Source organism: Thioalkalivibrio sp. ALE23, assembly GCF_000378545.1.
GTDB lineage: Bacteria > Pseudomonadota > Gammaproteobacteria > Ectothiorhodospirales > Ectothiorhodospiraceae > Thioalkalivibrio.
The window spans coordinates 1-13,605 of sequence record NZ_KB900044.1 but is presented as its reverse complement, the minus strand read 5'-3'; the positions used below and the strand labels follow the sequence as shown (position 1 = coordinate 13,605).

The following is a 13,605-nucleotide window of genomic DNA, read 5'->3' as shown; positions in this document are numbered from 1 at the left end:
CGCATCCTTCTGGAGACCGTCCAGCAGTACATGGCGTCAAGCGACCGGGAGATCGGGCCGCAGCATGTGCCGGAAACAACGCGCAAGGGCCTGGGGTTCCCCGTGGACATGATCGTCCCGCACGCGACCCACCTGTGGGAACGCATGAAGGATGTTCGGGATGACCGGATGCCGATGCCACACGACGGCTACCTGAAGCTCTTTCAGTTGTCCGGGCCGCAGTTCGGCGGCATGTTCGACGAAATCGATCTGGACGAGGCACAAGATACGAACCCCGCTCTTTTCGATGTATTCCGAAGCCAGCAGGGCATCCAGAAGGTGGCGGTTGGAGACACGCACCAGTCGATCTACGGATTCCGGGGTGCAATGGACGTGATGCAGTCCATGGAGGGGGCTGAAACCCTGGCGCTGACCGGCAGTTTCCGGTTCGGCCCGGAGCTGGCGGAGGTCGCCAACCTGATCCTCGGGGATTTCCTGAACTCGGAATACCTCCTGAGCGGGCTGGGGGAACGGACGGACATCCGGACCGGCGGGGATTTTCTCCATGATAGCCAGCCGGCGTGCCTGCTCTACCGCACCAATGGCGGGCTGTTTCAGGCCGCCGCGTATCTGCTCGAGAACGCACCGCGCCAGCACTGGGTCGGCGGCCTCAAGAGTTATGGCCTGAACACGATCATGGACGTATATCGCCTGTATTCCGGCGAGAAACGAGAAATCCGGGACCCGATGATCCGGCGGTTCCGGGATCTGGACGAGGCTCAGGAATACGCGAGCGCCGCGGGCGACAACGATCTGCTCTCGCGGATCCGGATCGTGATGCGCTATGGCGACCATATCCCCCAGCTTCTGTCCCATCTCCGTGACGCCGAGTGCAGCGATCCCAATCAGGCGGACATCATCCTGACGACGGCTCACCGTGCGAAAGGCCGGGAGTTCGATCGGGTGGTGATCGGCAACGATTTCGTGCGGACCATGTACGAGCCGAGAGCCAAGGGGATTGGCGAGGAAAGCGCCCTCCGGGTACCCCGGATCTTCGGGTGGCTGCCCGACGAGCGGGACCATGCGCTGCCATCGGAAGAAGAGCTGAGGTTGCTGTATATGGCGATTACGCGCGGGCGCCGGGAAGTGCGGCTAAACCGGGATCTGGTCAGCCTGTGGAACTGGGCGCGGGGCGTGGGGGAAGAAAAGGCGGCCTGAGCTTCGCGTGGGAAATCAAAGAAAGCGCGTGGTACAGTGATGCCGCAGCCCAGGGACAGGAAGTGGCGCAGGATGCAGCCGAAAAAGTCGAATCCGAGAGGCATCGCGCGAAACTTCTCCCTGTCCGTGTCATGGATGGAACGGACGGGGGAGGGGCTTCGCGCTTGATGTCCGCCGTAACCCCACCCCGGTAGGCTTCGGGTTCGAGGCCTCTCCTCCCGTGCGTTTCAGACACCGATAAACATTGTTTTGTTTGGACCTGCAAAAAAAACAGGTTAATATAAAACGAACCACGGAGGGATCGGTCAAAACCCACAGGTTGGGTTGACCCCGAAGAGCGGGGATTGAAGACCGTCAACCTTGACCCGAATTCGAAAGAGGAAATGAGATGACGCACGTTGAAGAACTGAGCTCGGAAGAGTTGTTCCAATACGCACAGAAGAAACAGGAGCAGGAGATGGAGCAGAAGCGCAGGGAAGCGCAGGACAAGATCGACGAGACCCGCCAGGCGATCCGTGATCTGAAGAAAGAGCACAAGCGGCAGCAGAAAGAGCTGGCGAAGGAGCAACGGAAACAGATGCGGGCGCTGGAGAAAGAGCAGCAAGACGAGCTTTCCAGCCTGGAAAAGCGTCTGGCGGACCAGGAAGAGGTCCTGGGGATTCGAAAGAAGGCTGCGAAGAGCAAGGCCGCCAGCGGCACTCGCAAGCAGGGCCCGCGGGGGATCTCCACGGCGATCATGAACGAGCTGCAGCCGGGTGAGGAGTACACGGTCTCGCAGATCCGCGAGAAGCTGCAGGGCAGCGGCCACGAAGATACGCCGCATCTCTCCCAGACCCTGAGCTACCTGAAGCGCCAGGGCCGACTGGAATCGCCTTCGCGCGGGGTCTACACCCCGGCCGGCTGACCCGAAAGCGCCCCGCATCCACGGGGCGCTTTCATTGGGCCCCGGGTGATCGCTATCATCCGGGGCATCCTCCACGTAGGGAGGACCTATAGGAGATAGGGGATGGACGGATTCCATCGAGACAAGTACAGGACGGCGATCAATGCGGCTCTGTCCCTGTTCCTGGGGGCAGCGGCAACGTATGCCGCGTGGGTACTCCTCGTACCGCACGCGTTCGATCCGGTTGCACAACAATCCGGCGTCGATCTCCCGGAGACTTCTCATTTGGGGGAGCGGGACCGATCGTCACCATCGGAATCTTCACCGAGAGGATTCAGTATAGCGGGCGAACACCCCCTGTTCGGCCGATCCCCGGAGGCGGAATCCAGTGCCCCGGAAATGCTCCCCGAATCCCGAATCAACATTGAGCTGACCGGCGTATCCGATCGATCCGGCGGTGATGGCGTTGCGTTGGTGCGTACGGGCGACGCACAGAAAACCGAAGTGGTGCGCCCGGGCGACACCCTGCGCAACAGCGAGAAGATCCGGATTCACGGAGTCCACGCCGACCATATCGTGATCCAGCGCGACGGCCAGCTGGAAAGAATCTCCCTCGACGAAGAAGCAATGCTCGAAGCCCGTCAGCGGCCGGATCCATCCGGTGGCAAAGCGGGACTGCGTGATGCGTCGGTATCCCGCGAGACCGTTTCGCGGTGGCGCGAGCGACCGGAAACCCTCATGGAAGACCTGGCGCCCGAGCCGATTCTGAAAAACGGTGGCCTGGAAGGCATCCGAATCGGGGGCGTACCGGAAGGACACCCGGCGGCTCAGGCAGGTCTTGAGGAAGACGACATCATCCGGGCCGTAGCCGGGCGAGAGCTGAAGAACGTCGCGAACCCGAACGAACTGACGGACGCGATCGAAAACGCCGACATGATCCCGATGATCGTGGATCGTGGCGGGCGGGAAATGGACATCAAAATCGAGATCGAAGGGCAATGAACAGCAAGCAGCAATGGAGGGCAATCCGGGGCATAGTGGCAGCCGCATCCATCGGTTTTGTGGCGCCGGCCTGGGGAGACGACGACGGCATTCAGGTCAACCTCCGGGATGCCGAGATTCGGGACGTGATCGATCTGGTATCCGAGGAAACCGGCCGGAATTTCATTATCGACCCGGAGGTGGAAGGCGAAGTCAACGTCATTTCCCGAACAAGACTCAGCGAACGACAGCTGGTTGAGCTGTTCCATGATGTGCTGGCGGTGCATGGGTTCGCCGCGGTCGAAGGAGAAAGCACAACCCGGATTGTCCCCGAAAACCAGGTTCAGGCAGAAGCCATTGCGGGGCTGGAAGAAACCGGCGCCGACGGCGAACACGTCCACCACATCATCGAACTGGAGTACGTGCCGGTATCCGACGTGCTCGCGACCCTGCGCCCCATGCTGCCGAGCGAGGGGGAGCTGAGGGGGAGCCAGACATCGAACACGCTCGTCGCGGTCGGATCCGCGAAAAACGTCCGCAAGATCGAGCGTCTGATTCAGCGGATCGATCAGCCTCTGGATACGGACACTGACGTCATCGCGATCGAACATGCGCGTGCGGTCTCGCTCGCGGAGCAGCTGAATCGCACCCTCGAAACCCGGCCGATGCCCGAAGGACGGGAGGCCTCGGTAGTGCCGGATCGCAACAGCAACGCACTGATCATCAGCGGCGCGAAGCGCGATCGTCTGCATCTGCGAGGCCTGGCGGCCAAGCTGGATGTCGAGGAAGAACAGGGGAACGCCCGTACGCACTACCTCCAGTATTCGGATGCGGAGGGTGTTGCCACACTGCTGCAGGAGATCCTGGAAGGGCGGGGGCAGAACGCAGAAGGGCTTTCCGAAGAAGAAGTACGCATCCGTGCCCACTCCGAAACGAATACCGTCGTCACCTACGGGCCGTCGGATCGACTGGATGAACTGGATTCGCTGGTCGAAGACCTCGATATCCGGCGCGCACAGGTTCATGTCGAGGCGGTGATCGCTGAGGTGTCGTCGGACAAGGCGCGTCAGTTCGGGGTGCAGTGGGGGATCGGGGGCGAAAGCGCCGCGGGACTGCTGAACTTCACCGGGGCACAAAGCGGCGGGCTCGCGAATCTCGCGGCCGGCGTGGATGCCTTCCTCGGGGGCGAGGTGGCGCAGCCACCGGGTTTCGGGGACGGTCTGACCTTCGGTGGAGCCGGTTCGAGCGGCAGCACCCACATGGCCGCGCTGATCGAAGCCCTGGAGGCGGACCGGTCCAGCAACATCCTGTCCACGCCGAGCCTGTTGACCCTGGACAACGAGGAAGCGGAGATCGTGGTTGGGCAGAACGTCCCGTTCGTGATGGGGCGGACCATCGAGGAATCCGGACAGGCATTCGATACCATCGAACGCGAGGATATCGGCGTACAGCTTCGGGTGCGTCCGCAGATCAACCAGGGTGACGCGGTGCGCCTGGACGTGTCGCAGGAGGTCTCCCAGCTGGCCCCGGGGATTCAGGGGGCGGCGGACCTGGTAACCAACACCCGCACGCTCGATACGCATGTCCTCGTGGACGACGGTTCCATGCTGGTGCTCGGTGGATTGATCGAGGAGCAACAGACCGACTCGGAAGATCAGGTCCCGGGGCTCGGGAACCTCCCGGGGGTCGGCGGCCTTTTCCGGCACCAGTCGACCGAGACCGAGAAGCGTAATCTGATGGTTTTCATCTACCCGCGAATCGTGCGCGACGGTGCGACCGGCGAAGCCCTGTCCAGCGAGAAGTACAGCTACATCCGTGGCGAGCAGATGCGCCAGCAGGCGGCCACGGGGCGCGATATTCCTGTCATGGACGAACAGGATGGCCTGACCGAACTACCGCCCAGCTTCGACCAGGTTCGGGAGAAACGGGATGACTGAGGCACTTCAGGGTGAAGCCGTGCGTTTCGGGTTCGCCTATGCCCGGCGGATGGGCGTCCTTCCGGTCGGGTTCGATCCAGAGGAGGGTGCGGAACAGGTATGGGCCACGGCCACTGCCGACCCGGAAGGCATCCTGGAGGTGAAGCGCCGGTCGCGCCGGCCGGTCGCCGTCGTGCAGGTCGATGAAGAGGCTTTCGAGAAACGGCTGCATGAAGAGCATCAAAGCACGACGACGCAGGCCATGGGGGAGGGCGCGTCGATCGAGGACACCTTCGGGCTCGACCTGTCGAGCGTGGCGGCGGATCTCGAACAGCCGCAGGATCTGCTGGAGAGCGAAGACGACGCCCCGATCATCCGGCTCATCAATGCCCTGCTGACCGAAGCGGTGCGGGAAAATGCCTCGGACATCCATATCGAGCCCTTTGAGCGGGAGCTGGTCGTGCGGATGCGGGTGGATGGGGTGATGCGCCGGGTCTACGCGCCCAGCGCCTCGCTGACGCCGTTGATCGTCTCCCGCGTGAAGGTCATGGCGGACCTGGACATTGCCGAGAAACGGTTGCCCCAGGACGGACGGATTTCCCTTCGGGTCGCCGGGCGCCCGGTCGACGTACGCGTATCCACGTTGCCCGGAGCGCACGGGGAGCGGGTCGTAATGCGCCTGCTGGACAAGACGGCGGGGCGGCTGGATCTGGAGCATCTGGGGATGGATAAGGACACCCACGATGCGCTGGAGCGGGTCGTCACACGGCCGCACGGGATCATGCTGGTGACCGGGCCGACTGGCTCCGGCAAGACCACGACACTGTATGCGGCACTGTCCCGACTGAACGATGACAGCCGCAACATCCTGACCGTCGAAGATCCGATCGAATACTACCTGGAGGGGATCGGCCAGACGCAGATCAACAGCCGGATCGACATGACTTTCGCCCGTGGGTTGCGGGCGATCCTCCGGCAGGATCCGGACGTGGTGATGGTCGGGGAGATCCGGGATCTCGAGACGGTCCAGATCGCGGTTCAGGCCAGCCTGACGGGGCACCTCGTCTTCTCGACCCTGCATACGAACACTGCGGTCGGCGCGATCACGCGGCTGCGGGATATGGGGGTGGAGCCGTTCCTGCTGTCGTCCACGCTGAACGGGATTCTCGCGCAGCGTCTGGTGCGGACTCTGTGCCCGGATTGCCGGCGCATGGAAGCGGCCTCGGAACGCGAAGCCCGTCTGCTGGAGTACGACCCGTCGGATCCTCCGGTGATCGGGCACCCCGTGGGCTGCGAGGCCTGCCACGACACCGGGTACCGGGGGCGCTCCGGGGTGTACGAGCTGGTCGAGATGGACGAGGAGTTGCGCGCACTGATCCACGATAACGCGTCGGAACAGACCCTCACCGAGCGGGCGCGTCGGAACAGCCGAAGCCTGCGCGATGATGCCCGGCGCCTGGTGCTCAAGGGCGAAACCAGCATCGAGGAGATGCTGCGGGTGACCCACGAGGGCTGACCGTCATGCCGGCGTACCACTATGAAGCCATGGACGGCCACGGTCGGGTCCGCAAGGGCGTGATCGAGGGCGAGAACGACCGGGGTGCCCGGGGCGCCTTGCGCGAGCAGGGGCTGAAGCCGCTGGAAGTGGCCGCCATCGAGGAAAAGCCCGGGCGCTCCGGTCGAACCCGGGCGGTCGGTCGGATCAGTCGCATGGACCTGGCTTCGGCCACCCGCCAGATGGCAACGCTGGCGGAGGCGGGGATCCCGATTGCGGAGTGGCTGGATACCGTCGCCACGCAGTCGGAGAACCCGGCGGTCTCGCAGGTGCTACGGGCCGTGCGGACCCGTGTGGTGGAAGGGCAGCCGTTGTCGGCGGCCCTGGCGGAGTTCCCTCGGGTGTTCCCGTCAATCTATCGGTCCACGGTTGCGGCCGGCGAGGACGCCGGACAGCTGGACGGGGTGTTGTCGCGGCTGGCGGATCATCTGGAGGCCCAGCACGAGATGCGCCAGAAGATCGGGGTGGCCCTGATTTACCCGATCATCCTGACGCTGGTGGCGATCGCCGTCACCGTGGGGCTGGTGGTGTACGTGGTCCCGGAGGTGGTGGCGGTGTTCGATGACACGGCCAACACGCTGCCCTGGATTACGGTCGCGCTGATCACCTTGAGCGACGGCGCGCGCGGTTATGGGGTCTGGGTCCTTGCGGGGTTGGCGGCCGCCGGGGTGGTCTTCGCGCGAAGCTGGCGACGCCCCGGGTTCCGCGCCCGATTCGATGGATGGCTGCTGAGCGTGCCGGTTGTGGGCCGAACGGTTCAGGCGGTGAATACGGCGCGTTTCACTCGCACCCTGGGCATCCTTACCGAGAGCGGCGTCCCGCTGCTGGACGCCCTGAAGACCGGGGCCGAGGTCATCGAGAACCGACCGATGCGCGAGTCCGTCGAGAAGGCATCCGGGCGAATTCGGGAAGGTGCGGGGATCGCCGCTTCACTGCAGGAGACCGGCGCCTTCCCGCCCATCGTGATCCATCTGATCCGCAGTGGTGAGGGAAGCGGCCAGTTGAACCGGATGCTGGAGCGTGCGGCACGCACGCAGGAAGGCGAAGTCCAGAGGCGGATCAGCACGGCCATGGGTCTGTTCGAGCCGTTGCTGATCGTCACGATGGGACTGGTAGTGATGGGGATCGTGATGGCGATCCTGTTGCCGATTTTCGACATGAACCAACTGGTGGGATAGCGAAGCATGAGAGAACGCATGGATGGGAAGAGGAAGCAGGGCGGCTTCACGCTGATTGAGGTCATGGTGGTGGTCGTGATCCTCGGGATTCTGGCCTCGGTCGTGGTGCCCCGGGTGATGGATCGTCCCGAGGAGGCCCGGATCACGCAGGCTCACCAGGATATCCGGAGTCTCTTGAGCGCCCTGGATATGTACCGACTCGATAACCATCACTACCCGACGACGGATCAGGGGCTGGAGGCGCTGGTGGAAAAGCCGACCGCCGGACCGGAGCCGGATTCGTACCCCGATGGCGGCTATCTGGACCGGCTGCCGGAAGACCCGTGGGGGAACCCGTACCAGTACCTCGAACCCGGGGAACACGGAGACATCGATGTCTACTCCTTCGGGCCTGCCGGGGATCGGCATGCGGGTGAGGACGAGATCATCGGATCCTGGAGCATCGAGGGCTGAAGGTGCAAAAAGGGTTCACGCTGCTGGAAGTGCTCGTGGTCATGGTGATCATCGGAGTCACCGCCGGGGGTGTCGTACTGGCGTCCGGCGCGGTGGAAGACCGTCGCATCGAGCGGGTCGGGGACCGGATCGTGATGGATCTTCAGCACGCCCGGGACCGGGCCGCACTCACGGGGGAACCTCTGGCGTTTGAAACCGCGGCCGAAGGCTACCGATTCCTGCATCGGCGATGGATCGACGAAGGGCGGGCCGTGGAGTGGGTGCCGCTCGACGATGGTCTGCTGGGTGAGCGTCAATGGCCCGGCCGCGACCTCCAGTTCCGGCTGGAGATTGCGGACCGGGAAGAAGCCGCGCGGCGCACCGGGGACGGTGATCGACTGCTGGTGCCCGGTATCAGGGCGATGCCCGAGTTCCGTGTCGTGATTGAACGCGGCGGCGTCGATGCCGGCTGGCAGGTTCGTCGTGATGATGATGGCGGCGTTCGGCTGGAACGCGGGGGCTGATCATGCGCGGTTTCACGTTGATCGAGGTGGTGGTTGCGCTGGCGGTCCTGGCGATTGCGCTGGGCGCGGCCATTCATGCGGGGTCGACGCACGCGCACAACGTCCACGCGCTGGAAAAGCGCGAGGTCGCGGCCTGGGTCGCTGCCAACCAGGTGGCGCGCTACGAGTCAGGCATCGAGGAGCCGGTTGATGGAGCCACCAACCGTTCCCACATGGGCGGGCGCAGCTGGGTGGCGGAAACCCGCATCGAGTCGGTCGCGCCCGAATCCCGGTGGCCTCTGCCGGAGGTGGATCGCATCGAGGTCCGTGTGCGGGAAGAAGGGGATGGTGAGGACCGGGCCATCGTCAGCCGGAGCACGCATGCCGCCCCGTGATCGCACACGCGGCTTCACGCTGCTGGAGCTGCTGGTGGCCGTGGCAGTTTTTGCCGTCGTGGCCGCACTGGCGACCGGCGGTCTGCGCACGGTGCTGGATGCGGAAGCGCGCACGGCTGAGCGGGCGGAACAGGTCCGGTCGATCTCGATGATGTTTTCGCTGCTGGAGCGCGATCTGCGCCATGCCGTGGAAGTCCGCACACGGGATGTTCGCGGCGAACGCCGGCCGATCATGGAGGTGCGCAGTACGGACGAGGGAATGGAGGCGTACTGGGTTCGAATGAGCGGGGCTGGCGGGCGCGCACTGCAGGGCGTGACCTGGCGCTTTTCCGAGGAAGAAGGCGTGGAGCGAATCACCTGGGCACCCGTGGACGCGGATCGGAAAGCCGGCGGCGACCGGCGACGCTTCGTGGATGCCCTGGAGCCCCCGGAAGACGACGCCCGGTGGATCCAGGCTCATCGACGTCCGGCGGATGTGGGCGGCGATCGCGAGAACGGGGGCGAAGGAAGCCTGAACCGATTGCCGGCGCTGGTCGAATTGAATCTGACCCTGGAGCCGGTGGGCTCAGTGGGCCGGATGATGGTGGTGGGAGGTTCGCAGTGAAGCGGCGCGAGCACGGCGTAGCCCTGTTGACGGCGCTGCTGGTGGTGGCACTGGCGACGCTGGCCGCGGCCGCCATGGGGATGCGTGATCACTACCAGATCCAGCGGATGGAACTGATGGAGGAGCACGAACGCGCCTGGCAGACCGTCCGCGGGGCGGAAGAAATCGCCCTGGGGATGCTGGGCGGCCACGGCGCCGCCTATCGCCACCTGCCCTGGGAAGATGACTACGAATGCCGGACGGAGCCGGTGGAATTCGATATGGATGGGATGACGGTGCAGGCACGGGTTCACAATCTGCACTGCCGGTTCAATCTGAACAGTCTGGGTAGGGAAGAGCCATCGATGGAGGCTTTCGAGTCCCTGGTGACGGAGATGGCCGCGGAATCCGGCGTATCCGCACCACAGGGACTGGGGGAGGCCATTCGGCAATGGATGGACGAGGAAGCCGAATTGCCCGAATACCGTGCGATGGATCCCGCGCGTTCCAGTGGCGCACGCCCCCTGACCCATGCCTCGGAACTTCTGGATGTGGAGGGTGTGACGCCTGCGGTGTACGACGCGCTGGAGCCCTGGGTGGTGGCCCGTCCGGGGACGGGCAATCGCATGGTCGTGACGGAGGACGCGCCGGAGGGGGTCCGTCGCGCAATGGAACACGAATTGGAGATCGACGCCTCGGGTGAAGGCATTCGGCATTTCGATGTCGAGGCGCATGTCCGGACAGAGCACCGGCTCTACGCCTTCTGTACGCGGGTAAACGCGGAGCGGGGAACGGTCCTGCACCGGCAACAGGGAGGATGTCAGTGGTGAGAATGCAGGGTGAACGGTGGTGGCTGGTGGAACTGCCGGACCGCGACGGATATACCCCGGACACACCGGTTCGCTGGGCCCGGATCGGGCGGGATGGAACGGTGGAAGCCGTTTCCAGCGCCGAAGGGGAGCCCTGGGAACCCGGGGACAGTATCGAATCCCGGGTGATCGTGATCGCCCCGGGGCATCGGGCGGTGCTGTACCCGGTTCCGTTCCCACGCTCGCCCCGGTCCCGCCGGATCCGGGCGCTGCCCTTCGAGCTCGAAGAACGGATCAGCGAGCCACTGGAATCCGTTGCCATCGAGCCCGGGCCGGACACGAACAGCGGAATGGTCGCGGCGGTCGCCAGTGTCGAAATACTGGAGCAGTGGCGGCAATGGTGCCGGGATGTCGGGCTCGCCCGGGCCCGGCTGGTGCCGGAAATGTTGCCGCTGCAGGGGTTTCGCGAGGACACCCTGCTGGATCACGAGAACGGCGGCATCCTGTTTTCGCCGGACGGGGTTCCGCGCCGGATGCCGGCGGAGTTGCGGGACTGGGCCCGCGGCCGTGCGGGGCAGGTGGAGCCGATCGAGGCGTGCGCGGGCTGGGATGGCTCCCTGATGGCCTGGGTGACCGGATGCGCGTCGCCGGAAGACTGGCGGAACATGATGCGCAACGCACGCACGATGAACCTGCTGGCGGACGATGGCCCCGAAACGGCGAGCTGGCGGCGCTGGCGGGTTCCTGCCGGTCTCGCCGCCGCGGCGGCGGTCGTCGCGACGGTCGGGCTGCATCTTGAAAACGCGCATCTGGAAAACCGGCTGGCGGCCGAAGAACAGCGGTTGGAAGCTGCGTTCTCGCAGGCACTGCCGGATACCCGCATGGTCAACCCGATCGTGCAGGTGGAACGAGCCCTGGCGTCGGATGGCGATTCCGCGGGTGAAGCCCGGGGGCGGACGCCCGAGATCGCGCAATGGCTGGGGCCGATGGCGGAAGAGCTTGCGCGCGATGAACTGACGGTTCGCAGCGTGGAAATGGAACGGGGGCGGTACGACATCGCGCTCCAGGCCGATTCCGTGGGTCCGATTGAAGAAGCCCGAGAAGCGTTGGAGGGGCGCATCAGGGGACACGTTCGACTCGCGGACACTCACCGGGAAACCCGTGGCGTCGATGCACGGATGCGGATCACGGAGGATGAACAGTGATGAAAGCATGGGAGCGTCTGGATGACCGTCAGAAGGCCGTAGTGACGGTCGGCGGCGGGATCGCGCTGGCGGTGCTCTTCGCGATCGGGGTGGTGGAGCCAACCCTGGAAAAGCGTGCGGAACTGCAGGATCGGGTGGTGCAGACGCAGGCGGAAGCCGACTGGGTGGAGCGTCAGGCGGATGTGATCCAGAAGGCGACGGCGAACGATGACGGGGAAGGCCTCGAATCGAATCCGCCGGCCAGTCCCGCCGAGGTCCTGACCCGGGTGGAGACGACCGTGGCCGATGTTGGCATTGAGGACGGTTTCCGGGAAGCCCGTCCCTCCAATGGCGCGGTCGAGGTCCGCTTCGAGGGGGTGGAGTACGCAGCCCTGGTGAACTGGCTGGAACGGTTCGACGGGGGCGTGGCGATGGCCGGGGAACGGATGCGCCTCCAGCGCGGTGAAGCCGCCGGTCATGTCGATGCCACGGTCGAGTTCAGGGAGCCGGAGACGTGAAGGCCGCTTGGCTTTACGGAAGCGCCGCGGTCCTGGGAGGCGCGATTATGGGGGTGATCCTGTTCCCGGCGTCCACCGCGGTCACGATGGCGGAGAAGGTCGGCGGGTGGCCGACGGATCTCGCCGTGGAGCAGGTCCATGGCCGGGTCTGGTCCGGGCGGATGACCGGCGTGGCCTGGCAGGGTGAAGCGGTTGGGGACGTCCATTGGCAGCTGCGTCCGGTGTTGGGTTGGAACAGGCAGGCACGGGCGGACCTCCGGATTACAGGCGAGGACATCACGGCCCGAGGGCAGATGGAAGCCGGCCTCGGTCAGAAATGGCGAGTCGAGGGTGTGGATGGCAACCTGACGCTGGACTTTGCGCGCCAGTGGCTCTCTCGGCCACTGCCGGCCACCGGCCATGTGATGTTTGAGGGGGTAACCCTGAGTGGCGGGCCGGAGGCCTGGCAGGAAGCGGAAGGCCAGCTCCGGTGGAAGGACGCGTCCCTGCTGATGCCGAACGCCATGGAGGCCGGTGAACAGCGGGCAAGGCTGGCGGTGGTGGACCGGGATCTGGAGATCCGGATCCGTTCGGCCGGCGACGCGGCCGTTCAGACGCAGGGTGTGGTCCGCGCGAAGGATCAACCAGGGGCAGGTCCGGTGGAATGGGCGATGGCGGCGAGCGGCCCGGCCGATTGGTCGGAGCGGATCCGCAACCTGACCGGGCAGACGGAAAACGAAGACGGAGACTTTGAATGGCACGGAACAATGCAGATGCGGTGAGGGCCCCGGTCATGCGGGGGCCGATGGCTCGGATGACAGCCGCCGGGCTGGGGGTGATGCTGCTGGCCGGGTGCGCCACCACGGGCAATGGCGGAGATCGGGCGAGCGGATTCGAAGACGGCGATCCGGCCGTGACCGACTGTCGTTCGGTCGCGCAGGACAGTGAAGCCGAAACACTGGATCCGGGGATCTATCTTCAGGGCGCCCACCGATGCCTGGATGAAGGCGAATTCCGGCGCGCACAGGATCTTTCCCGGGCGTTTCAGTCGCACTACGCGGACCATGCGGACGCGGACTATGCCAGTTACACCGAGGTGATGGCCGATCTGGGGCAATGGACCCGGGGCCGTCACGTCGAAACAGCGCAGCGAATCGAAAGCGGGCGGGATGTGTTCCGGTCCATGGCGGACTTCATGGACACCTACCCGGGATCCCGTTACACCGAATCCATGGCGCCACGGTTGGTGGAAATGCGTGAAGAACTGGCCCGTCTTGAGCTACGAAAAGCCGAGTCCGTTGCCGAGTCAGGGAACGAGGCGGAAGCACGCGAACGCCGGGAATATGTGAAGGAGTATTACGCGAATACGGACGTCGCGAGAAACCTGAAAGAATCGAATCGATGAAGAAATTGCGACTCCATCAAAAAACGATAGTCTGAAACTCCATCCAATCGAAAGAAGGAAGAAAAATGGCCGAAACGATGGAGTCCG

The 13,605-nt window shown here is 64.7% G+C and carries 15 protein-coding genes; all 15 read left to right on the top strand.

The features are described 5' to 3' along the window. A partial coding sequence (locus tag F573_RS0113035; protein ID WP_019022952.1) for a UvrD-helicase domain-containing protein occupies positions 1-1,197 on the top strand: 1,197 nt, incomplete at its 5' end. Positions 1,198-1,585: 388 nt separating this feature from the next. Then, positions 1,586-2,101 (top strand): hypothetical protein, encoded by a 516-nt coding sequence (locus F573_RS14370; RefSeq protein ID WP_019022951.1) that lies wholly within the window; start codon positions 1,586-1,588, stop codon positions 2,099-2,101. A 102-nt stretch (positions 2,102-2,203) separates the two neighbouring features. Continuing rightward, positions 2,204-3,082, top strand: coding sequence for a type II secretion system protein N (locus tag F573_RS0113025; RefSeq protein ID WP_081619235.1), 879 nt, complete (start codon positions 2,204-2,206; stop codon positions 3,080-3,082). 35 nt (positions 3,083-3,117) lie between these two features. Next, positions 3,118-4,998 carry a type II secretion system secretin GspD gene (gspD, locus tag F573_RS0113020; RefSeq protein ID WP_019022949.1) on the top strand — a complete coding sequence of 627 codons (1,881 nt, stop codon included), beginning with the start codon at positions 3,118-3,120 and terminating at the stop codon, positions 4,996-4,998. Continuing rightward, a complete protein-coding gene (gspE, locus tag F573_RS0113015) occupies positions 4,991-6,493 on the top strand; it encodes a type II secretion system ATPase GspE (RefSeq protein ID WP_019022948.1) in 1,503 nt (500 codons plus the stop codon). Before gspD ends, gspE begins: the two co-directional genes overlap by 8 nt. A 5-nt stretch (positions 6,494-6,498) precedes the next feature. Then, positions 6,499-7,710: a type II secretion system inner membrane protein GspF gene (gspF, locus tag F573_RS0113010; protein ID WP_019022947.1), complete on the top strand. Its 1,212-nt coding sequence runs from the start codon at positions 6,499-6,501 to the stop codon at positions 7,708-7,710. Positions 7,711-7,728: 18 nt separating this feature from the next. Further along, positions 7,729-8,163 carry a type II secretion system major pseudopilin GspG gene (gene gspG / locus F573_RS0113005; protein WP_019022946.1) on the top strand — a complete coding sequence of 145 codons (435 nt, stop codon included), beginning with the start codon at positions 7,729-7,731 and terminating at the stop codon, positions 8,161-8,163. 2 nt (positions 8,164-8,165) lie between these two features. Then, positions 8,166-8,666, top strand: coding sequence for a prepilin-type N-terminal cleavage/methylation domain-containing protein (locus tag F573_RS14650; protein WP_019022945.1), 501 nt, complete (start codon positions 8,166-8,168; stop codon positions 8,664-8,666). Between the two features lie 2 nt (positions 8,667-8,668). Continuing rightward, positions 8,669-9,040 (top strand): type II secretion system minor pseudopilin GspI, encoded by a 372-nt coding sequence (gspI, locus tag F573_RS0112995; protein ID WP_019022944.1) that lies wholly within the window; start codon positions 8,669-8,671, stop codon positions 9,038-9,040. Next, positions 9,027-9,644 (top strand): prepilin-type N-terminal cleavage/methylation domain-containing protein, encoded by a 618-nt coding sequence (locus F573_RS14645; protein ID WP_019022943.1) that lies wholly within the window; start codon positions 9,027-9,029, stop codon positions 9,642-9,644. The genes gspI and F573_RS14645 overlap by 14 nt, the downstream gene beginning before the upstream one ends. After that, a complete protein-coding gene (locus F573_RS0112985) occupies positions 9,641-10,453 on the top strand; it encodes a type II secretion system protein GspK (protein WP_019022942.1) in 813 nt (270 codons plus the stop codon). Before F573_RS14645 ends, F573_RS0112985 begins: the two co-directional genes overlap by 4 nt. Beyond that, entirely contained in the window at positions 10,441-11,637 is a 1,197-nt protein-coding gene (gspL, locus tag F573_RS0112980; RefSeq protein ID WP_155986665.1) for a type II secretion system protein GspL, read from the top strand. The genes F573_RS0112985 and gspL overlap by 13 nt, the downstream gene beginning before the upstream one ends. Further along, positions 11,637-12,134: a type II secretion system protein GspM gene (gene gspM, locus F573_RS0112975; protein ID WP_019022940.1), complete on the top strand. Its 498-nt coding sequence runs from the start codon at positions 11,637-11,639 to the stop codon at positions 12,132-12,134. Before gspL ends, gspM begins: the two co-directional genes overlap by 1 nt. A 47-nt stretch (positions 12,135-12,181) precedes the next feature. Further along, positions 12,182-12,895, top strand: a complete 714-nt coding sequence (gene gspN, locus F573_RS0112970) for a type II secretion system protein N (RefSeq protein WP_155986664.1) — start codon at positions 12,182-12,184, stop codon at positions 12,893-12,895. Between the two features lie 56 nt (positions 12,896-12,951). Beyond that, positions 12,952-13,518 carry an outer membrane protein assembly factor BamD gene (gene bamD, locus F573_RS14355; protein ID WP_231384424.1) on the top strand — a complete coding sequence of 189 codons (567 nt, stop codon included), beginning with the start codon at positions 12,952-12,954 and terminating at the stop codon, positions 13,516-13,518. Positions 13,519-13,605: the final 87 nt, after the last annotated feature.